Annotated in this window: 23 protein-coding genes and 1 pseudogene; 7 read left to right on the forward strand and 17 right to left on the reverse strand. The window is 68.8% G+C overall.

Annotated elements, in window-relative coordinates; all coding sequences use genetic code 11:
• Positions 1–190: 190 nt before the first annotated feature.
• A complete protein-coding gene (locus NCO8_RS02090; protein ID WP_067635928.1) occupies positions 191–922 on the forward strand; it encodes a Crp/Fnr family transcriptional regulator in 732 nt (243 codons plus the stop codon).
• A gap of 23 nt (positions 923–945) precedes the next feature.
• Here the strand turns inward: NCO8_RS02090 and NCO8_RS33040 are convergent, their stop codons facing one another.
• From NCO8_RS33040 to NCO8_RS02100, 3 genes and pseudogenes are all read right to left on the reverse strand, one after another.
• Positions 946–1,770 carry an MSCRAMM family protein gene (locus tag NCO8_RS33040; protein ID WP_245655235.1) on the reverse strand — a complete coding sequence of 275 codons (825 nt, stop codon included), beginning with the start codon at positions 1,768–1,770 and terminating at the stop codon, positions 946–948.
• A gap of 90 nt (positions 1,771–1,860) precedes the next feature.
• Positions 1,861–3,369: pseudogene (locus NCO8_RS33045) on the reverse strand (MDR family MFS transporter); the annotation flags it as partial.
• Positions 3,370–3,406: 37 nt separating this feature from the next.
• Positions 3,407–3,898, reverse strand: coding sequence for a MarR family winged helix-turn-helix transcriptional regulator (locus tag NCO8_RS02100; RefSeq protein WP_067635930.1), 492 nt, complete (start codon positions 3,896–3,898; stop codon positions 3,407–3,409).
• A gap of 203 nt (positions 3,899–4,101) precedes the next feature.
• Here NCO8_RS02100 and NCO8_RS02105 point away from each other — a divergent pair, with 203 nt between their 5' ends.
• Positions 4,102–4,974 (forward strand): 3-methyladenine DNA glycosylase, encoded by an 873-nt coding sequence (locus NCO8_RS02105; RefSeq protein WP_067636566.1) that lies wholly within the window; start codon positions 4,102–4,104, stop codon positions 4,972–4,974.
• On the opposite strand, the gene NCO8_RS02110 is transcribed toward NCO8_RS02105, so the two are convergent.
• The 5 genes from NCO8_RS02110 to NCO8_RS02130 are packed head-to-tail and all read right to left on the reverse strand — an operon-like array spanning position 4,971 to position 10,843.
• Positions 4,971–6,179 carry an MFS transporter gene (locus NCO8_RS02110; protein WP_067635932.1) on the reverse strand — a complete coding sequence of 403 codons (1,209 nt, stop codon included), beginning with the start codon at positions 6,177–6,179 and terminating at the stop codon, positions 4,971–4,973. The genes NCO8_RS02105 and NCO8_RS02110 overlap by 4 nt on opposite strands.
• Before the next feature lie 6 nt (positions 6,180–6,185).
• Positions 6,186–6,971, reverse strand: a complete 786-nt coding sequence (locus tag NCO8_RS02115; protein WP_067635934.1) for an ABC transporter ATP-binding protein — start codon at positions 6,969–6,971, stop codon at positions 6,186–6,188.
• A complete protein-coding gene (locus NCO8_RS02120) occupies positions 6,968–8,026 on the reverse strand; it encodes an iron chelate uptake ABC transporter family permease subunit (protein WP_084456379.1) in 1,059 nt (352 codons plus the stop codon). The genes NCO8_RS02115 and NCO8_RS02120 overlap by 4 nt, the downstream gene beginning before the upstream one ends.
• Before the next feature lie 5 nt (positions 8,027–8,031).
• Positions 8,032–9,081 (reverse strand): ABC transporter substrate-binding protein, encoded by a 1,050-nt coding sequence (locus NCO8_RS02125; RefSeq protein WP_067635935.1) that lies wholly within the window; start codon positions 9,079–9,081, stop codon positions 8,032–8,034.
• 28 nt (positions 9,082–9,109) lie between these two features.
• On the reverse strand, positions 9,110–10,843 hold the full coding sequence (locus NCO8_RS02130; RefSeq protein ID WP_067635937.1) for a BCCT family transporter: 1,734 nt from the start codon (positions 10,841–10,843) through the stop codon (positions 9,110–9,112).
• 221 nt (positions 10,844–11,064) lie between these two features.
• Between NCO8_RS02130 and NCO8_RS02135 the strand changes: the two genes are divergently transcribed.
• Positions 11,065–12,627, forward strand: coding sequence for an LVIVD repeat-containing protein (locus NCO8_RS02135; protein ID WP_067635939.1), 1,563 nt, complete (start codon positions 11,065–11,067; stop codon positions 12,625–12,627).
• Complete coding sequence (locus NCO8_RS02140) at positions 12,624–13,250, forward strand: DUF305 domain-containing protein (protein ID WP_067635941.1); 627 nt, start codon at positions 12,624–12,626, stop codon at positions 13,248–13,250. The genes NCO8_RS02135 and NCO8_RS02140 overlap by 4 nt, the downstream gene beginning before the upstream one ends.
• Before the next feature lies 1 nt (position 13,251).
• On the opposite strand, the gene NCO8_RS02145 is transcribed toward NCO8_RS02140, so the two are convergent.
• Positions 13,252–14,112, reverse strand: a complete 861-nt coding sequence (locus tag NCO8_RS02145) for an isocitrate lyase/PEP mutase family protein (protein WP_067635943.1) — start codon at positions 14,110–14,112, stop codon at positions 13,252–13,254.
• Between the two features lie 142 nt (positions 14,113–14,254).
• Between NCO8_RS02145 and NCO8_RS02150 the strand changes: the two genes are divergently transcribed.
• A complete protein-coding gene (locus NCO8_RS02150; protein WP_084456382.1) occupies positions 14,255–15,499 on the forward strand; it encodes a molybdopterin-binding protein in 1,245 nt (414 codons plus the stop codon).
• A 76-nt stretch (positions 15,500–15,575) separates the two neighbouring features.
• On the opposite strand, the gene NCO8_RS02155 is transcribed toward NCO8_RS02150, so the two are convergent.
• Both NCO8_RS02155 and NCO8_RS02160 read right to left on the reverse strand, forming a co-directional pair.
• Complete coding sequence (locus tag NCO8_RS02155) at positions 15,576–16,805, reverse strand: SPFH domain-containing protein (protein ID WP_067635948.1); 1,230 nt, start codon at positions 16,803–16,805, stop codon at positions 15,576–15,578.
• Positions 16,806–16,810: 5 nt separating this feature from the next.
• Positions 16,811–17,242, reverse strand: coding sequence for an NfeD family protein (locus NCO8_RS02160; protein ID WP_067636570.1), 432 nt, complete (start codon positions 17,240–17,242; stop codon positions 16,811–16,813).
• Positions 17,243–17,384: 142 nt separating this feature from the next.
• On the opposite strand from NCO8_RS02160, the gene NCO8_RS02165 reads away from it, so the two are divergent.
• The gene (locus NCO8_RS02165) at positions 17,385–18,197 is read left to right on the forward strand and encodes a DUF3097 domain-containing protein (RefSeq protein ID WP_067635950.1); all 813 of its coding nucleotides are present in this window, start codon (positions 17,385–17,387) and stop codon (positions 18,195–18,197) included.
• Between the two features lie 58 nt (positions 18,198–18,255).
• The gene (locus tag NCO8_RS02170) at positions 18,256–19,071 is read left to right on the forward strand and encodes an Rv1486c family protein (protein ID WP_067635952.1); all 816 of its coding nucleotides are present in this window, start codon (positions 18,256–18,258) and stop codon (positions 19,069–19,071) included.
• Positions 19,072–19,136: 65 nt separating this feature from the next.
• Here NCO8_RS02170 and NCO8_RS02175 read toward each other — a convergent pair whose 3' ends face one another.
• The 6 genes from NCO8_RS02175 to NCO8_RS02200 all read right to left on the reverse strand — a co-directional run bounded on the left by NCO8_RS02175 (position 19,137) and on the right by NCO8_RS02200 (position 24,331).
• Complete coding sequence (locus NCO8_RS02175; RefSeq protein ID WP_067635954.1) at positions 19,137–19,529, reverse strand: hypothetical protein; 393 nt, start codon at positions 19,527–19,529, stop codon at positions 19,137–19,139.
• 71 nt (positions 19,530–19,600) lie between these two features.
• Complete coding sequence (locus NCO8_RS02180) at positions 19,601–20,665, reverse strand: ferrochelatase (RefSeq protein ID WP_067635956.1); 1,065 nt, start codon at positions 20,663–20,665, stop codon at positions 19,601–19,603.
• Positions 20,665–21,501: an NADH-dependent enoyl-ACP reductase InhA gene (gene inhA, locus NCO8_RS02185; RefSeq protein WP_067635958.1), complete on the reverse strand. Its 837-nt coding sequence runs from the start codon at positions 21,499–21,501 to the stop codon at positions 20,665–20,667. Before inhA ends, NCO8_RS02180 begins: the two co-directional genes overlap by 1 nt.
• A gap of 71 nt (positions 21,502–21,572) precedes the next feature.
• Complete coding sequence (gene fabG1, locus NCO8_RS02190) at positions 21,573–22,289, reverse strand: 3-oxoacyl-ACP reductase FabG1 (protein WP_067493761.1); 717 nt, start codon at positions 22,287–22,289, stop codon at positions 21,573–21,575.
• A gap of 84 nt (positions 22,290–22,373) precedes the next feature.
• Positions 22,374–23,378 carry a VWA domain-containing protein gene (locus NCO8_RS02195; protein ID WP_067635960.1) on the reverse strand — a complete coding sequence of 335 codons (1,005 nt, stop codon included), beginning with the start codon at positions 23,376–23,378 and terminating at the stop codon, positions 22,374–22,376.
• Positions 23,375–24,331 (reverse strand): DUF58 domain-containing protein, encoded by a 957-nt coding sequence (locus tag NCO8_RS02200; protein WP_067635962.1) that lies wholly within the window; start codon positions 24,329–24,331, stop codon positions 23,375–23,377. Before NCO8_RS02200 ends, NCO8_RS02195 begins: the two co-directional genes overlap by 4 nt.
• Between the last annotated feature and the right edge of the window lie 9 nt (positions 24,332–24,340).

Raw genomic sequence — 24,340 nt, forward strand, 5'->3', positions numbered from 1 at the left:
CCCACGCCGCTAGTCTGGCATGCGTTCCGGCACCGCCGCAGGATGAGCAATCCCGCGTCGGCGCGCCCGCGGGCGGTCGGCCCGGCTGGTATGTCACGGAATGCAACGTCGCGGGCGTAGGAATTCGCACCGGTGCGCGAGGATAATCGTGGATGGGACGGCAGTTGCGGCACCAGCACAGGAGCGAGCAATGATCCACAGTCATCGGGCTTTTTCCCACCTTGTTCATGCGGTGGGCGAAGAAGGTTTCGGCGACGATCGGTTGCGGCAGGCGGCCTGGGTGGCGCGGTGCGTCGGCCGCGATCGCACCGGTCCGCTGCGCGCGCAGGATTTCGAACGGCTCGCTGATCGTTTCGAGGCAGAATCCGTGACCGCGGGGTCGCTGCTGTTCTCCACCGGTGCGCCGCCGAAGGGTGTGTGGTTCGTCCGGGAGGGGCTGATCGAATTGTCGGTGGACACGGATCGTGAGCACACCGTGGTCGACGTGCTCCGCCCCGGCGACCTCGCCGGCGACCTGGCGATCCTGCTCGAAACCCCACCGCCCTACACCGCGCGCGCCCGCACGGACGCCCACTGCCTGTTCCTGCCCGCGCCCGAATTGGAAGCGCTCCTGGGCGATCCCGCCATCTGCCGCCGCTGGCTCACCAGCGTGTCGAAGCGCCTCGCCGCAGGTCAGGGCCGCCTCATCAACATGTTGGGGCGTCCGCTACCCACCCAACTCGACCAACTCCTCCTGGACGAGGCGGTCGACAACACCATCGACCTCCCGCACCGCACCCTCGCCGCCATGCTCGGCACGTCGGTTCCCGCTCTGAACAAGACCCTGAAGGAGTTCGACCGGGACGGTTTGATCACTCTCGACGACCCGAGAATCATCCTCACCGACCCCGACCGCCTCCACCACCTCGAATCAGCTCACTGATCCGGCGCCTACTCCGAGAGACCCTACGAACGGGATCGGACAGTCTCCGCTGCGGGCTCGTAGGCGAGCCGCACGTCATGGACGACCTCGGGCCCGGAGACTGTCACCTGATCCCGCACCGGCGGATAGCCGCGGGCGATCACGGTGTACTGCCCTTCGTGGAGATCGGCCACGACATAGCGGCCGTTCTCGTCGGTGCGCGCGGTCGCGGTGACTGCACCCGCGGCGTCGAGCACGCTGACCAGCGCATTCGGCACGGGGTTGCCGTCGTCGGCATGCGCGGATCCGGTGAGTACCGCCGTCGCGGACAGCTCGATGTCCTGGCGGAGCACGCCACTGGCGGGCACGCTCAGGGTGATCGCGCTGGGACGCATGTGTTCGGCAGCGGCGACCAAGGTATAGACACCCGACACGACGCCGTGGCACGCGTAGGTACCGTCGCCGCCTGTGACGGCAGCCCCGATCACCTCACCACGCAGGTCGGTCACCGTGACGGTCGCACCCGGCAGAGGCGAACCGTGGTCGGCGGTCCGGACGACACCCGACACCTCACCGGAGCCGACGAGGGTCAGATCCACGCGCTGAGGGCGCCGACCGACAGACACTTCGACCGCTGTCGGCTGATGCCCGGACGCCGACACGATCAGCACATAGCCACCGGCCGTCGGTGCGTTGATCGCATAACCGCCGTCGGCGTCACTGCTCGCCCGCGCGACCTGACGACCACCCCGATCGATCAAGGTCAGCACCGCACCCGCCAACTCCTGACCGTCCTCGCGGCGGACGCTACCGTCCACCAGTCCGCCACTTGTCGCTTCGGACAGTACCGGTTCGGCGCCTTCCCCCATCTGCTCTCGGTCCCAGCCCGCATCCGCGAACGCCGCTAGTTCGGCGTCCAGCGGATCGGTCGGATCACCCTGCGACGCGGAATCTTTCGTCTCGGGCTCGGGATCGAGGTCGATCGTGGTACGCAGCGGACGGTTCGGCAGTACGGCGACTGCCAGCAGTGCGACGACCGCCGCACCCGCGGCAATGAGGAAGATCCGCCCGGTCGCGTCACCGTAGGCGGCGCGCACGACAGTGACGATCGGGGCGGGCAGCCCGTGAAGATTCAGGCTGCCACCACCGGAAGAACCGGCAGGCACGCCGAGCTCGGCGAAACCCTTCGCCGACAGCTCGCTCACCCGGGTGGCCAGCACCGAACCCAGCACCGAGACGCCGATCGCGCCGCCGAACGTGCGGAAGAACGCGACGCTGCTGGACGCGGCGCCGATATTGTGCACGCTCACCGTGTTCTGGACGGCCAGCACCAGGTTCTGCATCATCATGCCGACGCCGAGCCCGACGATGGCGATGTAGGTGCCGACCAGCCACAGATCGGTGGCGTGATCGATCGTCGAGAGCAGCCCGAACCCGACCACCAGCAACCCGCCGCCGATGACGACGAACGACTTCCATTTCCCGAACCGGGTGATCAGCTGTCCCGAACCGGTCGAGGCGACGAGCATGCCGAGGACCAGGGGGATAGTCAGGACGCCTGCCATCGTCGGCGAGTAGCCGCGCGAGGTCTGGAAGTACTGCCCGAGGAAGGTGGTCGACCCGAACATGCCGACACCGACCGCTATCGAGGCGATGATGGCCAGACCGGTGGTGCGCTCGGTGACGATCGACAACGGAATGATCGGCGACTTCGCTCGCGATTCGACCAGGACGGTCGCGAGCAGCAACAGCACACCTGAACCGACATACCAGGCGGATTCGCGGGAGAACCACTCGTAGTAGTTCGCCTTTCCGGCGAACGACACCCAGATGAGCAGCACCGACACACCCGCGGTCAGCAGGGCGGCGCCCAACCAGTCGATCGAGACGCCCTCCTTGCGTTCGGTCGGCAACCGCAGCGTCCGCTGCAACAGAACGAGCGCGATGACCGCCAGGGGCACGCAAACGAAGAAGCACCAGCGCCAGCCGAGCGGACTGTCGACGATGACGCCGCCGAGGATCGGGCCGCCGGACATCGACACCGCCATCACGGCGCCCATGTAACCGGAATACCGTCCGCGTTCGCGCGGCGAGACGATGGAGCCGATGATCGCGACCACGAGCGCGGTCAAGCCGCCCATGCCGATGCCCTGCACGACGCGCGCCGCCAACAGGATCGGCACGTTGCTCGCGAAGCCCGCGATCACCGAACCGATGACGAAGATGACGATGGCCGACTGGACCAGCAGCTTCTTGTTGAACAGATCGGCGAACTTGCCCCAGATCGGGGTCGACGCGGCATTGGCCAGCAGCGCCGTGGTGATGACCCAGGCGTACGCGGTCTGCGACCCCTCGAGGTCCCCGATGATCGTCGGCAGCGCGGTCGACACGATCGTGGTGCTGAGCAGCGCCGTGAACAGCGCTGCCAGCAGGCCCGTCATGGCTTCCAGGACCTGACGATGCGTCATCGGGGCGGGCGCGGGCCCGGTCTGGGCCCCGACTGAATTAGACATCCACTTCCTGACTTTCTGACGAAACCGTTCGGCTTTCCCCGGTGTGGTGCGCGGCGGACGCCAAGGAATCCCTGAGCTTGTGAACAACCGCGGTGGCCTGCTCGGCCTCGCCTTCGGTCCAATCGGCGAGTGCGTCACGCAACCCCCGTGCCCGTGACTCCCGAACGCGCCACAGCAGATCGCGACCCTTGTCGGTGATGTGAATGAGCGTGGCACGACCGTCGAGTGGGTCGGCGCGGCGAGCGATATTGCCGGAGTTCACCAGCTCGGCGACGTGCCTGCTCAGCGTCGATTGACTGATGCACAAGTCCGCGGCCAGATCGACCTGACGGCACGGTCCCCTGGCATCGAGCGAACCCAGCACGCCCACGCCGCCGGGAAGCAGGTCCCCTTCCTCGGGGTGCGACAACGCGGCGCGGATCGCCCGGCCCATCAAGAACAGCTCCCTGATCAGGCCCTGCGCCGCATCCGGGGACACCGCCATAGTCACTCCCAGCACGAGGATAGTTACTTGCAGAACACAACTATATATTTCCTTGTTTGTACTATGCAACTAAGTACCCGACAAGGCACCCGCACCACCGGACACTCGGAGGCCGACGGCCCGGAGTCTGGATTCGGGGCGCGGAATCGGTGCGAGAGAATGGTCGGGTGAGCGAGCACGTCGAGCTGGACTACGCGCTCGATCTGCGGGTATTGCCCGAGGTCGAGTGGCAGGCCGCCGCGTCCGCACACCGGGAGCGACTCGATCGGCTGGTCGGTCCGTATCTGGAGCGGCGGGCGGCGGGGACCGCGCATCCGGTCATCGATTTCTTGTTCACGTACTACGGGAACAAGCCCGCGCAGCTGCGGCGGTGGCATCCGGGGTTCGGGATCGGTTTGCGGGGAGCGCGGGAGTACGCGGGGGCCCGCGGGTATCACCGGGTGGGCGACGACGTGTTCACGGCCGACCCGGCGTATCTGGTGAAGCGGCGGGAAACGGTGGAGTTCGTCGGGCGGTTGCTGACCGCTACCGCGACGCGTCCCGCGCAGCTGTCGTGCTTCGGGTTGCACGAGTGGGCGATGGTGTATCGCACCGACGAGGTGCGCCATCAGCAGGTGCCGTTGCGGTTGGGGCATGCGGGGACCGATGCGGTGGTGGAGTCGATGTCGTTGCGGTGCACGCACTTCGACGCGTTCCGGTTCTTCACCCCGGACGCGGTGGGGCGCAATGCCGAGCCGCTGACCCGCGCCGATCAGGTGCGGCGGGAGCAGCCGGGCTGTCTGCACGCGAACATGGATTTGTACAAATGGGGTTTCAAACTGGCCCCGCTGATCCCCTCGGATCTGCTGCTGGATTGTTTCGAACTCGCCTGCACCGCACGGGAACTCGACATGCGCGCCAGTCCATACGATTTGCGCGAATTCGGCTACGAACCGGTCCGCGTCGAAACCCCTAACGGCCGTGCGGAATACGTGCGCGCCCAAGCCGCCGTCGCCGAATCCGCCGATTTGCTCCGCACACGATTACGCGACGCCTGCACCGAATTGTCGGCGACCCTCGAGCAGCTCGCCGCCTAACCGCCGCGCCGCAGCACGACAGCGCTCGCACACAGCGCGACCGCCACCGCGACCCACGGCGCACTCCCCCCGGGCACCAGATCGATCAGCACACCGGTGACCACGGAGCCGATCAGCACACCCACCCCGCCGATGGACGCGAGCAACCCGTAGTACGACCCGAGCCGCCGCTCACCGGCGATGCGCCCCACCATGTCCCGCGACACCGGCAGCACGATCATCTGCCCGAGCGCCAACAGCAGCACGAACACCGCCGCCGGAATCAGCCCCGCCACGCCGTGCCACCGGGCGGGCGCGCACACCGCCATCACCAGGAACGCGGTCGCCATCACCAGCAGCCCGACCGGCAGGGCGGCGGCTGAACGCGCCCGCCGGGTCACCGGTAACTGCGCGACCACCACGAACAGCGACGAGAGCGCGAAGAACCAGCCGAGCGGCGCCTGCGAACCCCACGCCCGCTCCACCTCGAGCGGCAGCAGCAGATACAGCTGGTTGTAGGCGATCAGCTGCGTGCTCATCGCCACCGCGAACACGAGGAACCGCTTGTTGGCGAGCACTTCCCGCCAGCCCTCGCGCCAGGTGCTGTGCGCACCGGGTGTGCGGGGCAACCACCGCAGATGCGCGAGCAGGATCACCACGAAGACTCCGGCCGCGACCAGGCACGCCACCGCGAAGTCGGCGGCGAGCAGCAGGGCGCCGAGCAGCGGGCCGGTGAACGCCCCCACCTGACCGAATGCCGAGTACAACGCGAACGCCTCGGTGCGTGCCCGCCCCGCGCTGCCGGCCGCGGTGGCGAGCGCGCTTTCGACGGCGGGCGAGAACAACGCGCCGGCGAACCCGATCAGCACGGTCGCCACCACGATGCCCGGCACCGAGGTGACCGCCGCCAGGCCGACGAACCCTGTGATGCGGCACAGGCAGCCGGCGACGACCACGGGTCGCACACCCCACCGGTCGGCCAGCGAACCACCGACGAAGAACATCCCCTGCTGCGAGAACGTGCGCAATCCGAGCACCGCCCCGACGAACGCCGCGCGCAGCCCGAGATCCTCGGTCAGGTACACCGACAGGTACGGCAGCACCATGAAGAAGCCGACGTTGAACGCCAGCTGGGTGAGCACGAGCAATCGCACCGCCGGAGTCGCGGCGACCAGATCACGCGACAGCGACCACCGGTCGAGCAGTGGCCGACCCGAACCCGGCACCGCGGATCAGGGTGCGGGGACCGGGACCGGCCCCGGTTCGAACAGGATGGACAGCCGGCCCTTCGCCGCGTCGGTGATCACCTCGGCGCGCACGTTGTACACCTCGGCGATCAGATCGGCGGTCAGGACGTCGACCGGCGGACCACCCGCCACGACCCGGCCTTCCTTCAACACGACCACCGCATCGCAGAACATCGCGGCCAGGTTCAGATCGTGCAGGGCGATCACGCTGGTCACCGGCAGCCGGGTGACCAGGGCGAGCAATTCGAGCTGATGGTGGATGTCGAGGTGATTGGTCGGCTCGTCCAGCAGCAGCTCACGCGGTTCCTGCGCCAGCGCCCGCGCGATCTGCACACGCTGCTTCTCACCACCGGAGAGCCGGTGCCACAGGCGGTCCGCCTTCGCCGTGAGCCCGGTGTGCTCGAGCGCGGCGGCCACCGCGGCTTCGTCGGCGGCGGTGTTGCCGCCGAACGCGCCGCGATGCGGGATGCGGCCGAGGCGAACCACGTCGGCGACGGTGATGTCGACGTCGGTGTCGGCGTGCTGACTCACCACGGCGACCGCTCGCGCGATCTGCCTGCGTTTGACGGTGGCGAGGTCGTCACCGTCGAGGGTCACCACGCCCGAGGTCGGCCGCACCACCCCGTTGAGCAGCCGCAACAACGAGGACTTCCCGGACCCGTTGGGCCCGAGTAGGCCGACGGTCTCCCCCGGCGACGGAGTGAGACTCACCCCGTCGACGACGAGCGATCCACCCCGGTCCCAGGTGACGTTCTGCGCGTGCAGCGTCATCGCACACTCCTTCGCCGCGACAGAATGACGATGAACGCGGGCACACCGATCAGGGCCGTCCCCACCCCGACGGGCAGCGGGGTCGGCGCGAAGGCCACCCGTGAGATCGCGTCAACCCACACCATGAACACCGCGCCGAGCAGCGCGGTAGCCGGAACCAGCCGGCTGTGACGGGGACCGACGAGGAACCGCGCCGCATGCGGCAGGACGAGTCCGACGAACCCGATCGCGCCCGCGACGCTGACCAGGGTCGCGGTGATGAGCGCGGTCACGACGAGCAACAGCATGCGTACCTTGGCGACGGCGATGCCGAGCGAGGCGGCCACATCGTCACCGAAGGAGAAGGCGTCGAGCACGTAGGCGAAGTACAGGCACACCGCCGCGCCCGCCAGCACGACGATCGCGCACAGCGTCACGTCGTCCCAGCGCACCCCTTCGAGCGAGCCGAGCAGCCAGAACATCACGCCGCGTGTCTCGTCGGAGTCGGCGAACGCGAAGATGACGAAAGAGGTGAGCGCGGAGAACAATTGGGTGCTCGCGACGCCCGCCAGGATCACCCGGTCGTTGCTGCCGCCGGACATGCGGGCCAGCAGCAGCACCAGCCCGAACGCGACGAGCGAACCGAGGAACGCCCCACCCGACAACCCGAGCGCCGCCCCGCCCACCCCGAGCACACCGACGATCACCGCGCCGGTCGACGCACCGGAGGAGATACCGAGGACGAACGGGTCCGCCAGCGGATTGCGCAGCAGCGACTGCATGATCACACCGCAGATGCCGAGCCCGGCACCGCACGCGGCGGCGACCAGGGCACGCGGCAGGCGTTCCTCCCACACGATCGCGTTCTTCGACACCCGCACGGGGACATCGGTGAGCCCGAGGTGGTTCAGCAGCACGTCGCGCACGTTCACCGGCGAGATGTCGGCCGGGCCGAGGGTGACGGCGATCAGGATCGACACCGCGAGCGCGGCGAACCCACCGAGAACGATCAGCGTCCAGAGCACCAGGGGACGCTCCCGAACCGGACCGAGGGTGGTGCGTGCCTGCTCGCGCACGGTACTCAGTTGGGCACCTTCAGTTCGCGCAGGCCCGCGGCCACCTTCTCCAGGCCGTCGACGGCGCGGATGGAGGGATTCATCTCGGCGCCGTGCAGCGTGATGTAGCGCTCGGCGCGGACGGCCTCGAGGTCGCGGGTGACGGGATCGGATTCGAGGAAGGCGGTCTTGTCGGCCAGCCGGTCACCGGGGAAACGGTTGCGGAGCAGGTCACCGAGGACGAGCACGTCGGGGTTGCGGTCGACCAGGGTCTCCCAGCCGACGGCGGGCCAGTCGTCGGTGAGGTCGGCGAACACATTGGTCGCGCCGACCGTGGTGGCGAGCAGGTTCGCCGAGCCGAGACCGCCCGCGACATAGGGGCTCTTGGTGTCGGCGAACCAGAACGCCATCGACACGTTCGTCTTCGTGATCCCCGAGACGGCCGCGTCCGCCCGGCTGCGCAGCTCGGCGATGAGCCGGTCGCCGCGGTCGGTGACATCGAAGACCGTCGCCAGCTCACGAATCTCCTGGTATAGCGAGTCCATGGTCAGCGGGTTGGTTCGCTTGCCGCCGCCGTTGATGCTCACCCCGTTGTCGCAATCGGTGGGCGACAGGTAGGTGTCGATGCCGGTTTCGGCGAACCGGGCGCGATCGGCGACGCCGCCCTGCTTGAAGTGCCGACCGAACGACGCGGTGACGAAGTCCGGATCGGTGTCGAGGACGACCTCGTAGGTGGGGGCGTTGTCGGCCAGGCGCGGCACCGACTTGTTCGCCTCGGCCAGGTTGTCGCGCACCGGATCGGTCCAGGACGCGGTGCCGACGACCCGGTCGCCGAGCCCGAGCGACAGCAGGATCTCGGTGGATCCCTGATCCAGCGACACCACCCGCTGCGGCGGCGCGTCGAGGGTGACGCTGGTACCGCAGTTGTCCAGCGTGAGCGGATAGCTGGTGCGGCCTTCGCCGCCTGCCGCCGCGCCGGGACCCGCGACCTGCTCGGATTCGCCGCAGGCGACGAGCACGCTCGCCACCGCGGCGGTGACACAAACCAGACCGATCCGACCCACAGACAATTTCACGAAAGGCAGCCTAACCTAAAGTAACTGGTCAGTCGCTGGGGTCCTTCTTTTTGAGATCGATGACGATCTCGTCGGTGGCGGGCTCGGTGACCAGAGCGAAGTCGCCCTCGTGCAACTCGGTGCCCTTGTCGACGGCGATCTCGATGAGCTCCGCGCCCCGGTCGGCCCGCACGATCAGCGGGTCGTCGCGCAGGTCCTTGTAGAGCGAGAAACACATCGCGATCATCACCACGAGGAACGGCAGCGAGACGACCGTCGTCAGTGCCTGCAGGCCGGTCAGCGCGCCACCGAGATTGTCGGAATCGGCGATGACCAGCATGATCGCCGCGACCGCACCCGTCGCCGCACCCCAGAAGATGACGATCCACCGCGACGGTTCGATGCTGCCGCGTTCGGACAGCGTGCCCATCACGATGGAGGCGGCGTCGGCACCGGAGACGAAGAAGATCGCCACCAGAATCATCACCACCACGGTGGTGATCGAGGTGAGCGGGTACTGGTCGAGCAGGTGGAACAGGGCGAAGTTCGAGTCCACCGAACCGTCGGCTTCGGTGAGCGCGCGGTCCTTGGTCTGCTCGGCGATGCCCGCGCCACCGAAGACGGCGAACCACAGCAGGCTCACCACGCTCGGCACCAGCAACACACCGGTGACGAACTGGCGGATGGTGCGGCCGCGGCTGATGCGGGCGATGAACATGCCGACGAACGGGGTCCACGAGATCCACCACGCCCAGTAGAAGATCGTCCAGCTCGACAGCCAGGCCTTCATCGCCTCGTCACCGGCGCCGGTGCGTGAGGCCATGGTCGGCAGCATCTCGATGTAGTCGCCGAGGGCGATCGGCAGCAGGTTCAGCACGAACAGCGTCGGCCCGGCGATGAACACGAACGCCGCGATGGCAAGGGCCAGCACCATATTGATGTTGGACAGCCACTGGATACCGCGTTCGATACCCGAGACGGCCGAGAACACGAACGCCACGGTGAGGCCCGAGATGACGGCGACGAGACCGATCTTGCCGACACCGTCGACCCAGCCGTTGAACTCCATGCCCGCACCGATCTGCAGGGCACCGAGGCCGAGGGAGGCGGCCGAGCCGAACAGCGTCGCGAAGATCGCCATCATGTCGATCGCGCGGCCGCCGAGACCGTCGGCGTGGCGGCCGAGCAGCGGCCGGAACACCGAGGAGATCAGCTGCGAGCGGCCTTTCCGGAACGTGCCGTAGGCGATGGCGAGGCCGGCGACGGCGTAGATCGCCCACGGGTGCAACGTCCAGTGGAACAGCGTGGTCGCCATCGCGACCTCGGCGGCGGCCGGTGAGCCCGGCTCGGCGGTGTGCGGCGGCGGATTCACGAAGTGCGACAACGGTTCGGCCACGCCCCAGAACATCAACCCGATGCCCATGCCCGCGCTGAACATCATGGCGATCCAGGAGACCGTGCGGAACTCGGGTTTCTCGTCGTCGGCGCCGAGCGGGATACGACCGTAGCGGCTCGCCGCCAGCCAGATCACGAACACCACGAACGCGGTGGCGACCAGCACGAACAGCCAGCCGGTGTTGGTGATGACCCACTTCTGGGCGGAACTCGCCGCGGCGGCGAGGCTTTCGTCGTCGAGTGCACCCCAGGCGACGAAGGCCAGCGCACCGATCGCGGTGGCGGCGAAGACGAATCGATCGAGTCCCGGTTTACGCGATGCTCCCGGGGGTACCGCTCCCGGTGTCGCGTCGGCGTCACCGGATTTGTCGACAGCGTTGTAAGACATGAAGTCCGTAATCCTTTCCGGCCGCACGCGCCCCGGCCCGCCCAGACGAACCGGCCGGTTGCAGCAACCGTACAGCGCATCGATGCGGACCTCGGGTAAGGCACGACCCAGCCTTGACTTGGTTCCCCGAAACCACCTCCGGCAATCTTTCGGTTGCTTTACGATTCGCACAGACGACTGTCTGAGTCAGTAGTCGTCGGGGGCGGATCGAGGAGGCAACGATGCACCTGTGGACTCGGGTCGTGCGCGCGACGGCACCGGCGGCGGTGGCCGCGCTGATCACGATCGGACTGCCGTCGGGCGCGGCCGCCGATCAGCCCTTCGATCAGCTGGTGCACGAATTCTTCGACATCGGGCGGACATCGGTGCCACGCGCGGAGTGCGGGCCGGGGTCCGCGCCGGAGACGGGGCTGCAGGGCGACGTGCCCGCCGCCGACCGGGACAGTGGTCGCAGCGCACAGGGCTACCACTGCAATATGTCGATGGCAGGCGGATACACCGGGCGCGGAGCCGGAATCACCTCCACCAGCTTCGAACACTGCGTCTATGTCGGATCGTTCTTTCCCGGCACCCTGCTCGGTGAACACCCGGGCGTGCAAGTGCTCGACGTGTCCGATCCGGCGAATCCACGGCACACCGCGACGCTGGCCGAGCCCGCGATGCTGGCCGGTACCTGGGAGACGTTGAAGGTCAACACGACTCGTAAACTGCTCGTCGGCACCGGCGTTCCGCTCGCCATCGGCGCGGGCTTCCTGTCGGTGTACGACATCTCCGATTGCGCGCATCCCCGGCTGCTGAATCCGGGACCGGGCACGAATCCCGCGATGCCGCTGCCGATCACGACGCACGAAGGCGGCTTCTCCCCCGACGGCCGCACCTACTGGGCCTCGGGTATCGCGCCCGGCCTGCTCAGCGCGATCGACCTGACCGATCCTGCGAATCCGCACGTGATCTGGCAGGGGCTCACCGGGATCGAGGCGCACGGCTTCGGAGTGAGCCCCGACGGGAACCGGCTCTATATCTCCGCGCTCGGCGGGTTCACCGTGCTCGACGTGAGCGCGGTGCAACGTCGGGATCCGAATCCGCAGGTCCCCCACCTCGGGCGCACCTTCTGGACCGACGGCTGGGCCACCCAGCACAGCGTACCGGTGACCTATGACGGTGTGCCGCACCTGTTCACCGTCGACGAAGGCGGTTCCGGCGGGGTGAAACTCATCGATGTCTCCGACGACACCGCGCCGCGCATCGTGAACAAGATCAAACTCGAGATCAATCTCGGCGAGCACGTCGACGCCCAGATCGGTTCGGCCATGGGCAATTCGCTGTTCTCCTACGATCCGCACTACTGCACGGCGGATCGACCGGCGAACCCGACCGCGCTCGCCTGTGGCTGGACCTCCTCGGGCATCCGGGTGTTCGACGTGCGCGACCCCGCCGCGGTCCGTGAGATCGCGTACTTCAACCCGCCCGCCCGCACCGGACGCAACCTCGAGATTTGGAACTCCCCGCACGCGCTGGCCTCGATCATCGGTATCCCCGCGATGAGTGCGCCCGCCGCGCTGCGGGCCATGGCGGACGGGTTGTTCGATCCGGCGCAGGTGTTGTCGGCGCGGGCGGGGCGGGTCGCGTTCGGTGATCTGTCGGCGGACTGGTGCATGTCACCGCCCGAGTGGCGGGGGAATCAGCTGTACGTCACCTGTTCCGACAACGGGTTCATGGTGCTGAATCTGGACGAGTCGGTGTATCGGGCGCCCGCCGACCAGGTTTCGACGCTCGGGTCATGAGCATGCCCGCTGCTCGCCCGAGGGCTCTCGGGGTGGCGGCCGCACTGGCGGCGGCCGTGTTCTTCTTCGTCCTCGGTGCGGCGTCGCGCCCGTTGCTCGCGGCCGAAAGATCCACGCCCGCACCGGTGCTGAACACGACCGAGCTGGGTTTCGTGCAGGACATGACGGCTCATCACCAGCAGGCCATCATCCTCGTGCAACGGCTCGACCCCGCCGCCGACGCGGGGGTGCGTGCGCTCGCCGAGCAGATCGCCGACACCCAGCGGGTCGAGATCGGCACCCTGCTCGGCTGGACACAGCTCGCCGGAGCCGCGCCGACCGCGACCACACCGATGAGCTGGCTGACGGCGCACCACCATTCGACCGGTCCCGCGACCATGCCGGGGCTGGCGACACAGGCCGACCTCGACGCCCTCAGCACGGCACGGGGTGCCGAGGCCGAGATCATGTTCCTTCGGCTGATGTACCACCACCACGCGGGCGGAGTCACGATGGCGCGCGCCGCCGATGCCCTGCTCACCGACGGACCGGTCAAGCAGGCGGCCAGGTCCATGGCGCAATCGCAGAGCCGCGAAATGGGCTCGCTCGGTGTGCTTCTCGAGTTGCGCGGTGCGCGGCCCTGACCTACTCGCTCCGGAGGTCGCGCCGGGTGAACATGTCGTTCAGCGCGTCCTGACCGAGCTGGTTCTCGGCGTAGGTGAAGGTGCCGTGGTCGGCCAGTTCGCGAGCGGCGTCGAACAGGTGGCGGTAGAGCATGCGGGCGATGCTGCCGCCGACGGTGACCCGTCGGACACCGAGATCGGCGAGTTCGGCCATGGTGAGGCTGGCGGTGAGTCCCATGACGACATTGAGAGGGCCGTCGAGCTCGCGGACGAGGGTGGCGATGGTTTCGGTGTCGGCGGCACCGGGAACGAAGACGCAGTCGGCGCCCGCCGCGAGATAGGCGTTGCCCCGGCGGATCGCCTCGTCCAGCCCGCCACCGACGAGCAGCACGTCGGTGCGGCCGACGAGGACGAACGGCGCACCGCTGGCCGCGACCGCCGCGCGGGCGGCACGCACCCGGTCGACGGCGTGCACCTCCTCGAACAGCGGGGCCGCGCGCTCACCGGTGAAGTCCTCGATATTGCCGCCCGCCGCCCCGGCTGCGATGGCCTCCGCGATGGTGGTGGCCACGGCCTGCGCGTCCGGCCCGTACCCTTCCTCGAGATCGGCGCTCACGGGTATCCCCACCGCACCGGTGATCTCCCCGATCCGGCGCATCATCGTGCCCTTGTCGACCCGCCCGTCCTCTTCCGAGGCGTGGAAGTCGTGGTCGGGCCTGCCATAAGAGAACGCGATCCCCGCACTCGTCGTGGCGATCGCCGGAAACCCGGCGGCTTCCAGTACCCGCGCACTCCCCGCATCCCACGCGTTGGGCAACAGAAAACACCCCGACCGATGCAGCTCGACAAACGCCTGTGCCCGCTTCCGCTGTCCCGTATCCACCCCTCCATTCAGCCACGCGAATCCGGTCCGCGCACCAAGACCACGCCGAACCGCATCGCACCGGCGGTGACCGGCGGGGGTGAGGACAACGTTATCGGGCGGCAACTGGGGAGAAAATCGCAGGCAATGGGGGGTGCGGACGATGGGCGGAGTATCGGCGGGCGGAAGGTTGGACGTGGTGGTGAGCGCGCGGGCGGAGATCGTCGCGGTGACGCGGTGCGGGCTGGAACAGGTGCGTGCGCGGATCGCGGCGGGTCTGGAGCCGGTGGGGGTGCGTGAGCTACCGGTGACCGAGGCGCTCGGGGGAACGCTGGCGGTGGCGTTGCGTGCCGCCACGCCGCTGCCGCGGGTGGATACGGCGGCCATGGACGGTTACGCGGTCGCGGGGCCGGGTCCGTGGTGGCGGGTGCACGAGCAGGTCGGGTACGCGGGGCGTCCCTGTTCGGTGGTGCTCGCACCCGGTGAGGCGGTGCGGATCGCGACCGGCGCCGCCACCCCGTTGGGCACCACGGCCACTCTGCGCGACGAACACATCGTCACCACCGTGGTGTCGGGCAAACCGGTGGTATTGCGCGCGCCCGATGCCCCGGTACGCGACGACACCCGGCGGCAAGGTGAGAACTGGTCCAGTGGAACGCAATTGGCGCCCGCTGGCACGCGCGTGTCGGCCGCGCTGGTGTCGGCCGCGCTCAGTGCCGAGGTCGAAACCGTCACGGTGCGTGGGCCGTTGCGCGCGGATGTGGTGATGACCGGTGACGAGATCCGTGCGGTCGGCCCGCTCGGTCCCGGCGAGACCCGCGATTCGCTCGGCCCGGTACTGCCGGAGTTCCTGCGCTGCTGCGATATCGAGAGCACCGGGCTGTGGCATCTGGCCGACGAACGCGACCTGCTGCGTTCCTGGCTCGCCCTGAAATCGCACGCCGACCTGGTGGTGATGGTCGGGGCGACCGGCCGGGGCGCCGCCGACCACCTGCGCACCCTGCTCGCCGACCTCGGTGCCCGCATCGTCGTGGACCGGGTCGCGATCCGCCCCGGCGGCTCCACCCTCGTCGCCCAGCTCCCCGACGGCCGTGTCCTGCTCGGCCTGCCCGGCAACCCGCTCGCCGCCGTCGCCGCCCTGCTGGCCGTCGGCCCCGCTGTCATCGACGCGCTCACCCTGCGCACCCCCGGCCCGACCATGTGGGGCAGGCTCTCCGACGCGGGCGTGATGGCGGGCGACGCCACCCGCATCGTCCCCGTCCAGCAACAGACCGGCGGCGTCTGGCGCAGCACCGGCCCCGCCCACACCCCCCACCTGGCCGGCCTCATCGGCTGCCAAGCCCTGGCAGTCCTCCCGCCCGGCACCGGCCGAGGCACCCTCGTCGAACTGCTCCCTCTCCCCCGCTGACCGCGAAGGCCCGGACCGGTGTCGAATGCCGACTACCGGTCCGGGCCCCCGATGAAACCCGCACGGAGAGTGCTGGTTACGACTGCTGCGGCGGCTGCCAGGGGCGGCCGTACGGGTCACCCGGCTGGGACTGGGCCGGGCCAACCGGCGGCGGTTCGGGGAGGTTGCGTTCCGGTTTGGGCGCAAGGTTTTTCGGCAGCGTCGGTTCGAAACCCTCGACCGGCTGACGGGCGGTGGCCTCGGCGGCGCGGACCGCTTGCTCGATTTTCGGGTCCGAGGCGGTCTCGAACCAGTCGGCCACGTCGGAGTCGTCCTCGATCTTCACCGGCGGTGTGTCCTCGGTGTTCGGTTCGTACCGGAACACCCCGTCCTCGCCCTTGGTGGCGAAGTTCTGCGCGAACCCCTCGAGGGCCTTGCCGAAATCGCTGGGGACCAGCCACACCTTGTTGGCATCGCCCTTCGCGACCATCGGCAGCGTCTGCATGTACTGGTAGGCGAGCAGTTCCGGTGTCGGCTTGCCGTTCTTGATGGCGGCGAACACCTTCTCGATGGCCTTGGCCTGACCTTGCGCCTGCAGGTAGGACGCGGCCCGCTCACCCTGGGCGCGCAGGATGCGGCTCTGCCGCTCACCCTCGGCCGACAGGATCGCCGACTGCTTGGCGCCCTCGGCCGACAGGATCTGGGCCTGCTTGGCACCCTCGGCGGTCTTGATCTGCGACTCGCGGGTGCCCTCGGCGGTGAGGATCATGGCCCGCTTCTCGCGGTCGGCCTTCATCTGCTTTTCCATCGACTCCTGGATCGACGGCGGCGGGTCGATGGACTTGAGTTCCACCCGGGCCACCCGAAGACCCCAGCGGCCGGTGGCTTCGTCGAGCACACCGCGCAGCTGGTTGTTGATCTGGTCGCGCGAGGTCAGCGTCTCCTCGAGCGTCATACCACCGACCACGTTGCGCAAGGTGGTTACGGTGAGCTGCTCGACGGCGGCGATGTAGTTGCTGATCTCGTACACCGCGGCCTGCGGGCTGGTGACCTGGAAATACACCACCGAGTCGATCTGCAGGGTGAGGTTGTCCTGGGTGATCACCGGCTGCGGCGGGAACGACACGACCCGTTCACGCAGGTCGACTTTGGCGCGCACCCGGTCGGCGAACGGGACGAGGAACGTGAGCTGACCCGACACCGTGCGCGAGTACCGGCCGAGCCGTTCGATCACCGCCGCCTCGGCCTGCGGAACGAGCGCAATAGATTTGAAAACCACCACCACGACCAGCAGGACGAGGACGGCGGCCACGATCAAGGCAACCATGGACTCTAAGGACCCTTCCAGACGACGGCAGTGGCGCCGTCGATCTTCATCACATAGACGGTCACACCGGCTTCGTAGACTTCGCTCGGATCGAGCGGACGCGCCGTCCACACTTCGCCACCGAGTTTGACCCGGCCCGAATACTCGGCGACGTCTTCGAGAACGAGCGCCGACTTCCCGGTCAGCGCATCGACATTCGTCGGTGTGGGCGGTGGGGTACCGAACCTGCGGCGCAGCGCCGGGCGAACCCCGAGGAACAACACCCCGGCCATCGCGCCGAAGACGAGCGCGTCACCCCACAGCGGCAGCCCCGCGGCGGCGCTGACGCCCGCGGTGGCCAACGCCGCCACTCCGAGCATGAGCAGCGTGAGATCCCCGGTGAGCATTTCGGCCGCCGCCAGCACGAGGCCCGCGATCAGCCAGACTATTGCGGCCACCACCCAAGCCTAGCCCCGATCGGGCCGTCGCGGGCGGGGTCGCCGCCCCCGAAGCCGATCTTGTGGTCCAACGGTTTTCGCGCGCCGCTCCCGCTGCCCCGGTGCCGGCGGCTCTAAGCTCGGGCGGGTGAGTGCGCGTGACATGTACGGCGGCGATATCTACGCAGGCCACAACCGGACGAAGAAGACCCCGGTACCGCAGGTGGCGGCCGAACGGGATCTGGTGGTCGAGGACGCGGCGAGCGGATTCTGCGGTGCCGTAGTCGGTTTCGATCGCAGCTACGACGGCGAGTTCGTGAAACTCGAGGACGGGCGTGGGGCGGTGCGCCTGTTCGCGCTGCGCGAGGCGGCGTTCCTCATCGACGGCAAACCGGTGACGCTGGTCCGCCCGAAGGCCACCGCACCCGAGCCGCCGACCCGCTCCGCGTCCGGCTCGACGCGGGTAGAGGGGTTGCGCGCGCGGGTGGCTCGTGGCAGCCGCATCTGGGTGGAGGGCGTGCACGACGCCGCGCTCGTCGAGCGGGTGTGGGGCCACGACCTGCGGGTCGAGGGCGTGGTCGTGGAACATCTCGAGGGGCTCGACAATCTCGGCGCCCGGCTCACCGAGTTCGGGCCCGGTCCAGGCGCACGAGTGGGGGTGCTCGTCGACCACCTGGTGACCGGTTCCAAGGAGTCCCAGCTCACCACCGGGCTCGGCCCGCACGTCCTGGTCACCGGGCACCCGTTCATCGATGTGTGGCAGGCGGTGCGCCCGGCCGCCGTCGGGATCGAGGCCTGGCCGACGGTGCCGCGCGGTGAGGACTGGAAGACCGGCATCTGCCGCAGGCTCGGCTGGGGCACCCCGCAGGAGGGGTGGCGCCGGGTGTACAACGCGGTCGACTCGTTCCGCGATCTCGAGGCACCGCTGATCGGCGCGGTGGAACGGCTCATCGACTTCGTCACCGAGCCCGAGTAGCTCGACCGCAGGTCAGACCCGGCACACGGATCCGGGCGAACCTTTATGCTCGATGATTATGTGCTCTCCCAGTGCCACGCTGACGGTCTGGGCCGGCTCCTGGCTGGCCGGTACCAGCGCGCCCGACGACGTGCTGGAGTCGCTGCACGCCTGGGCGCCACGCCACACCATCGCCGCAGGCGACCCGGCCACCGGTGGCCGCACCGACCTACCGTGGACCTCCCGCGGCGACCTTCCCGGCACCGGCGCCATGCCGCTGCTCAAGGTGATCCGTGAGGCGATGGCCCCTGCGGGCGCACACCTGCGCCTGGTCCTGCCCGCACCCGGCGACGTGCGCGGCCTACCGGTGGGCAGCGCCTTCGCCGCGGACGCGATCGACGCGGAGGAAGGCATCCTGATCGGCGTCCCCGGCCAGGAAGGCACCGGCCTGATCCCGCACTGGGACGACGACGACACCCTCCAGTGGACCGTCTACAGCGTGATCGTCCCGCCCCTCGGCGACCCGGACATGACCCTCGGCGCCGCCGAGTACACGATGCGCGAAGCGGTCCGCGACGCCGCCGACGCGCTCATGCAGCTGCACACCACCTCGATCGGCCCGTCCGACGCCGACCCGCGCGAGCAGATCGAAGCCCAGCTCGCCGCCTACGCCAAGCACGCGTACCCCGACTCGATCCCGTTGCGCGCCAAGCGCATTCTCGACACGGCCGACCACGTCGCGGCGATTCTCACTGTCGCCGAACACGAACCGGCATCGTCACCGACCTCGGCCACCGCCATCGGCGCCCACGAATCACTGCTGCGTCCGCTGTGGAACACGATTCGCCAGGCCCGGCTGGTCGCCATCCACGCGGCCGCGCGGCCGACGGCCTGACACCGGAAACGGTTGCCCGACAACGGATCCGACGAGCGGTCAGCGATAAACGGGGAACCGCCGCTTCAGAATCCGTTCAGCGCGGTCTTCATGTCCGGATAGTCCAGGACGGTGAGGGTGTCGGCGCGGACCTCGGGGCAGCTGCGGTCGGTGACCTCGTCGACCACGTAGCGGTCGTAGGAGACAGCGGCATTGGCGGTGGTGTCGCGCAGCGCCCACAGGCGCATGGCGCCGTTGAACGCCACCCGGCCGACCTCCGGGCCGAGCGCCTTCCAGGTGCCCTGCTGGGAGTCGAGGATGCTGCACAGGCTGTCGACGGTCGGTTGGGAAATGGTCGGCTCGGTCGGTTCGGGGCCGGTCTCGTACCCGGAATCACCGCCGCAGCCGGCCAGGGCGAACGTTCCGGCGACGGGCAGCAGGAGCAGCGTGGCCGCGTGACGGCGTCTTGTCGAGCGCATCGGATGCCTCCGATCTGTCGATCACAACAACCGCCCAGCCTACCCGCGTACGAGGCACGGGCGGTGAATGGTTATGCGGTTGTGCTCACCGCACGCGCGGGGCGCGGGGGCAGTTCGCAGCAGCCGGGAGCGCACAGCGCGCCGTCGACGGTGCAGCCGTAACCGGGGACTTCGCCCAACTCACGCACCTCGCCCGCGCTGAGACGCTCCTGAATCAATTCCACGATCATCCGGGAGAATCGGGGATCGGTACCGGGTGTGGCGGCGCGCGCGAAGGCCATGCCGAGTTCACCGGCCCGGGTGGCCGCCTCGTTGTCGAGATCCCAGATCACCTCGAGATGATCGGAGACGAATCCCACCGGACACACGACCACGGACTCGATTCCCTTGCCGTGCAGCACATCCAGGTGATCGACGATGTCGGGTTCGAGCCACGGCACCTGCGGCGGGCCGGACCGCGACTGCCACACCACGTCGTACTCGGCGAAACCGGCTGCGGCGGCACACAATCGAGCGGCTTCGGCCACCTGCCTGCTGTAGAGGCGGCCACCGTCGGCGGGCGGTCCCGCGACATTGTCGGCGGCGACGGGGATGGAGTGCGCGGTGAACACCAGACGGGCGCCCTCACGATGGTCGGCCGAAAGCTGTTGCACCGCAGCGGTGATCGCGTCGGCGAACGAGGCGATCAGCAGTGGATGATCGAAATACTGGCGCAGCTTCACCAGCTCGGGGGCGCGCTCACCCACGGCGGCGCGGGCGCGGGCGATATCCTCGTCGTACTGGCGGCAGCCCGAGTACCCACCCCACGCGGAGGTGGGGAACACCAGGGCCGAGCGCACACCGTCGGCCGTCATCGTGGCGACGGTGTCCTCCACCATCGGATGCCAGTTCCGGTTGCCGAAATACACCGGCAGGTCGAGTCCGGCGTCGGCCAGATCGGCTTCCAGCGCGGTGATGATCTGCCGGTTGAGGGCGTTGATCGGCGAGACTCCGCCGAAATGCAGGTAGTGCTCGGCGACCTCGGCCAGCCGTTCCGGCGGCACCCCGCGGCCCCGGGTGACGTTCTCCAGGAACGGGAGCACGTCCTCGGGACCCTCGGGGCCGCCGAACGACAGCAGCAGCAGCGCGTCGGCCATCAGTTGGCGGTGAAGTTCTCCGGGAACCACATGTTGTGGCTCGCGCCGCCGTCGACGTAGATGATCGAGCCCGTGGTGGCGGGCAGCCAATCCGAGAGGAGCGCCACGATCGACTTGCCCACGGCGCGCGCGTCGGCGCCGTCCCAGCCGATCGGCGACGCGCCGTCCCAGTACTCGTCGAGCTGGCGCAGCTGCTTGGCGTCGTCGGTGGCGGTACCGGCGATGGCCTTGGCGGCCAGGGTCTTCACCGGACCGGCGGCGATCAGGTTGGAGCGAATCTTCTTGGCGTAGCCCACTTCCCGGGCCACGTACCGGTTCACCGACTCGAGCGCGGCCTTGGACACGCCCATCCAGTTGTAGTACGGCATCGCCACGCGCGGATCGAAGTCCATGCCGACGATCGAGCCGCCTTCGTTCATCACCGGCAGCACGGCGCGGGCCAGCGAGGCGTAGCTCCAGGCGGAGATCTCGAAGGACTTGGCCACATCCGGGCCGGGGCCCTCGAGGAACGGCACCGCGTCGGGACCCATCAGGGTCTTGGGCGCGAACGCGATCGAATGCAGCACACCGTCGACGCCCTCGGGCGCCAGTTCACGGATGGCATCGGCCAGCGCGCCGAGGTTCTCCTCGTTGGTGACGTCCAGCGGAATGGCCGGGGGCACCTCCTGCGGGAGCCGCTTGGCGATGCGGTCGATGAGACGCAGCCGCTCGGGGATGCCGGTGATGATCACCTTCGCGCCCTGCTCCTGCGCGACCGCGGCCGCGCTGAACGCGATCGAGGAATCGGTGATGATGCCGGTGATCAGGATGGTCTTGCCTTCGAGCAGTCCGCCCATGGGTTTTCGGTTCTCCTGCGATTCGGGGATGCGGCGGGCTGATCGCCCGCCACGGGGAGTCGGTCAGCGGGTCAGTGGCCCATGCCCATGCCGCCGTCGACCGGAATGACGGCGCCGGAGACGTAGCGGGAGTCCTCGGAAGCGAGGAAGCTGACGACAGCGGCGATGTCTTCGGGCTGACCGAGGCGCTGCAGCGGGATGAACTTCTTCGCCATCTCCTTCATGTCCTCGGGAAGATCCGCGGTCATGTCGGTCTCGATGAAACCGGGGGCGACGACATTGGCGGTGATGGAACGCGAACCCAGCTCGCGGGTCACCGAACGCGCGAGGCCGATGACACCGGCCTTCGAGGACGCGTAGTTGATCTGACCGGCCTGACCGCTCATACCCACAACCGAACCGAGGAAGATCATCCGGCCCCAGCGGCCACGCAGCATGGCACGGTTGGCGCGCTTGGCACAGCGGAACGCACCGGTGAGGTTCGCGTCGATGACCTTGGTGAACTGCTCCTCGGTCATGCGCATGAGCAGCGTGTCGTCGGTGATGCCCGCATTGGCGACCAGCACCTCCACCGGACCCTGGTGCTCCTCGACCTCGGTGAACGCCCGGTCGACCGACTCGCTGTCGGTGACATCGCATTTCACCCCGAACAGTCCCTCGGGCACGCCCGACCCGCGATGGGTGACGGCGACCTTGTGCCCGTCGGCGAGCAGGCGCTGGGCCACCGCGAGACCGATTCCGCGATTACCGCCGGTGACCAGCACCGACCGGGATGTGACGTTCGACATAGGGTCCAACCTATCTGTTCTGGTTCGTGGGCCCGGCGTCAGGGTCGCACCGTTGCGACTGCTCACAACGCCGAGTACGGCAAGCTAGGGCAGGCGTTGACGATAGAGCAAGCTGACGAGCACGCCCGCCGCGACGAACAACATGCCGCCGAGCAGCCACGGCCTGCTGGCATCGCCCCGCGTGGTCTCGTAGCCGATCTGCTCTTCGAGAGTGTCGTAGACGGCGGTGAGTTCGGCGAGTGAGGAGGCGGTGTAGAAGTCGCCGCCGGACAGCTCGGCGATCTCGCGCAGCGAGTCGTTGTCCACGGGGACCTTCACCCGCTGCGAGCCGCCACCGTCGGAATCGGGGATCTCGACGGTGCCCCACTCGGTTCCGAAGGAGATGGTCGACACCGGGATGCCCTTGTTCTTGGCGAGGCGGGCGGCGGTGAAACCGTGGCGCGGGTTGTCGATGTCCTTGTCGTCGGGCACCGTCTGCTTGCCGTCGGACATGAGCACCACGCGTGCGGGCGGCGGCGTTTCCGCACCACCGAGCACCGCGGCGAGGGTGTCGATGGACTGCAGGGCCGTCAGGATGCCCTCACCGGTGGCGGTGCGCTCGGCCAGCTTGATGTTGTCGATCGAGTGCTTGACCGCCTCACGATTGGTCGTGGGCGACACCATCACCGACGCGGTACCGGCGAACGTGACGAAACCGAGGTTGATACCCGGGGTCAGTCCCTCGACGAAGTCCTTGCCCGCTTCCTGCGCGACCTGCAGCCGGTTGGGCGGCACATCGGTGGCCTCCATCGACAGCGACACGTCCATCACCAGCACCACCGTCGCGCGGTTGCGCGGCACCTTCTGCACGGCGGTCGGCCCGGCGGCGGCGATGGTGAGCAGGATCAGCCCGACCAGGATCAGCGCGATCGGCACGTGCCGCATCGGGCTCGGCCGCGACGGCGCGACCCGCTCGAGCACGGTCATATTGCCGAACTGCAGCATCCGCTTGTGGCGGGCGCGCTGCACGAGCACGTAACCGAGGACGAGCAGCGCGACGACGAGGAGGAAACCGAGCCAGGCGGCGGCGGTGAAATGCGAAATACTCACTGGCGAGGCACCCGCCCGCTCGGGGCGCCGAGATTATGGCGCCGGGTGGACACGAACCGGACCACGTCGGCGATCCAGTCCCGATCGGTCTGCAGGGTCAGCACCGGCGCACCACAACTGCGCAGCGCCTGATGCACCTGTTCGCGCTGCGCGTTGGCCGCGGCGGCGAAATCGGCGCGCAGCGTAGGGGTGACGCTGAATTCGCGGGTGTGCCCGGTCTCGGGGTCGTGCAGCACGACATCGCCGCCGTCGGGCAGGACGATGTCGAGCGGGTCGAGCACCTCCACCGCGAGCAGGTCGTGGCGGGCCGAGATGGCGCGCAGCGAACGCTGCCAGTCCACGTCGCCGAGGAAGTCGCTGATCACCACGGCGAGACCGCGTTTGCGCTGCGGGCGGCGCAATGATTCGATGCCCGCCTTCAGGTCACCGCGCACACCGTCGCGAGCGTGCGGGGTGGTCGCGATGCCACGCAGCATGGTCTGGGCGTGCAGGCGCCCGGCCCGCGCGGGAATCCGCACCAGATCCTGACCGGTCGCGACGACGGCGCCGATGCGGTTGCCGCCGCCGGAGGTGAGGTGGGTGATGGCCGCGGCCGCAGCGATCGCCAGGTCGCGTTTCTGCACGCGCCCGGTGCCGAAGTCCAGACTCGACGACAGGTCGACCACGAGCCAGGTCTCGAGCTCGCGATCGGCGATCATCTGGCGCACGTGCGGATGGGTGGTACGGGCGGTGACCGACCAATCCATCTGGCGCACATCGTCGCCCGGCTGGTACAGCCGCGCCTCCCCCGGCTCCGAACCCGGGCCGGGGATGAGGCCCTGGTGGTCGCCGTGCAGCACACCGTCGAGGCGGCGGCGCACCGTCAGCTCGAGCGTTTTCAGCGCGGCCGACAGTTTCGGATCGGTCAGCTCCCCCGCCCGGAACGACGGCGGTACGTGAGACGGCTCGGGCACGCGGGCAAC

The organism is Nocardia coubleae NBRC 108252 (genome assembly GCF_001612805.1).
GTDB classification, from domain to species: domain Bacteria; phylum Actinomycetota; class Actinomycetes; order Mycobacteriales; family Mycobacteriaceae; genus Nocardia; species Nocardia coubleae.

What these genes read in the sequence shown, in the direction of transcription:
- NCO8_RS02090 (WP_067635928.1), top strand. Translation starts at nt 191, where the DNA reads ATGATCCACAGTCATCGGGCTTTTTCCCACCTTGTTCATGCGGTGGGC.
- NCO8_RS33040 (WP_245655235.1), bottom strand. Translation starts at nt 1,770, where the DNA reads ATGGGGGAAGGCGCCGAACCGGTACTGTCCGAAGCGACAAGTGGCGGA.
- NCO8_RS02100 (WP_067635930.1), bottom strand. Translation starts at nt 3,898, where the DNA reads ATGGCGGTGTCCCCGGATGCGGCGCAGGGCCTGATCAGGGAGCTGTTC.
- NCO8_RS02115 (WP_067635934.1), bottom strand. Translation starts at nt 6,971, where the DNA reads ATGACGCTGCACGCGCAGAACGTCACCTGGGACCGGGGTGGATCGCTC.
- NCO8_RS02130 (WP_067635937.1), bottom strand. Translation starts at nt 10,843, where the DNA reads ATGTCTTACAACGCTGTCGACAAATCCGGTGACGCCGACGCGACACCG.
- NCO8_RS02135 (WP_067635939.1), top strand. Translation starts at nt 11,065, where the DNA reads ATGCACCTGTGGACTCGGGTCGTGCGCGCGACGGCACCGGCGGCGGTG.
- NCO8_RS02140 (WP_067635941.1), top strand. Translation starts at nt 12,624, where the DNA reads ATGAGCATGCCCGCTGCTCGCCCGAGGGCTCTCGGGGTGGCGGCCGCA.
- NCO8_RS02150 (WP_084456382.1), top strand. Translation starts at nt 14,255, where the DNA reads ATGGGCGGAGTATCGGCGGGCGGAAGGTTGGACGTGGTGGTGAGCGCG.
- NCO8_RS02155 (WP_067635948.1), bottom strand. Translation starts at nt 16,805, where the DNA reads ATGGTTGCCTTGATCGTGGCCGCCGTCCTCGTCCTGCTGGTCGTGGTG.
- NCO8_RS02165 (WP_067635950.1), top strand. Translation starts at nt 17,385, where the DNA reads ATGTACGGCGGCGATATCTACGCAGGCCACAACCGGACGAAGAAGACC.
- NCO8_RS02170 (WP_067635952.1), top strand. Translation starts at nt 18,256, where the DNA reads ATGTGCTCTCCCAGTGCCACGCTGACGGTCTGGGCCGGCTCCTGGCTG.
- NCO8_RS02175 (WP_067635954.1), bottom strand. Translation starts at nt 19,529, where the DNA reads ATGCGCTCGACAAGACGCCGTCACGCGGCCACGCTGCTCCTGCTGCCC.
- NCO8_RS02180 (WP_067635956.1), bottom strand. Translation starts at nt 20,665, where the DNA reads ATGGCCGACGCGCTGCTGCTGCTGTCGTTCGGCGGCCCCGAGGGTCCC.
- inhA (WP_067635958.1), bottom strand. Translation starts at nt 21,501, where the DNA reads ATGGGCGGACTGCTCGAAGGCAAGACCATCCTGATCACCGGCATCATC.
- fabG1 (WP_067493761.1), bottom strand. Translation starts at nt 22,289, where the DNA reads ATGTCGAACGTCACATCCCGGTCGGTGCTGGTCACCGGCGGTAATCGC.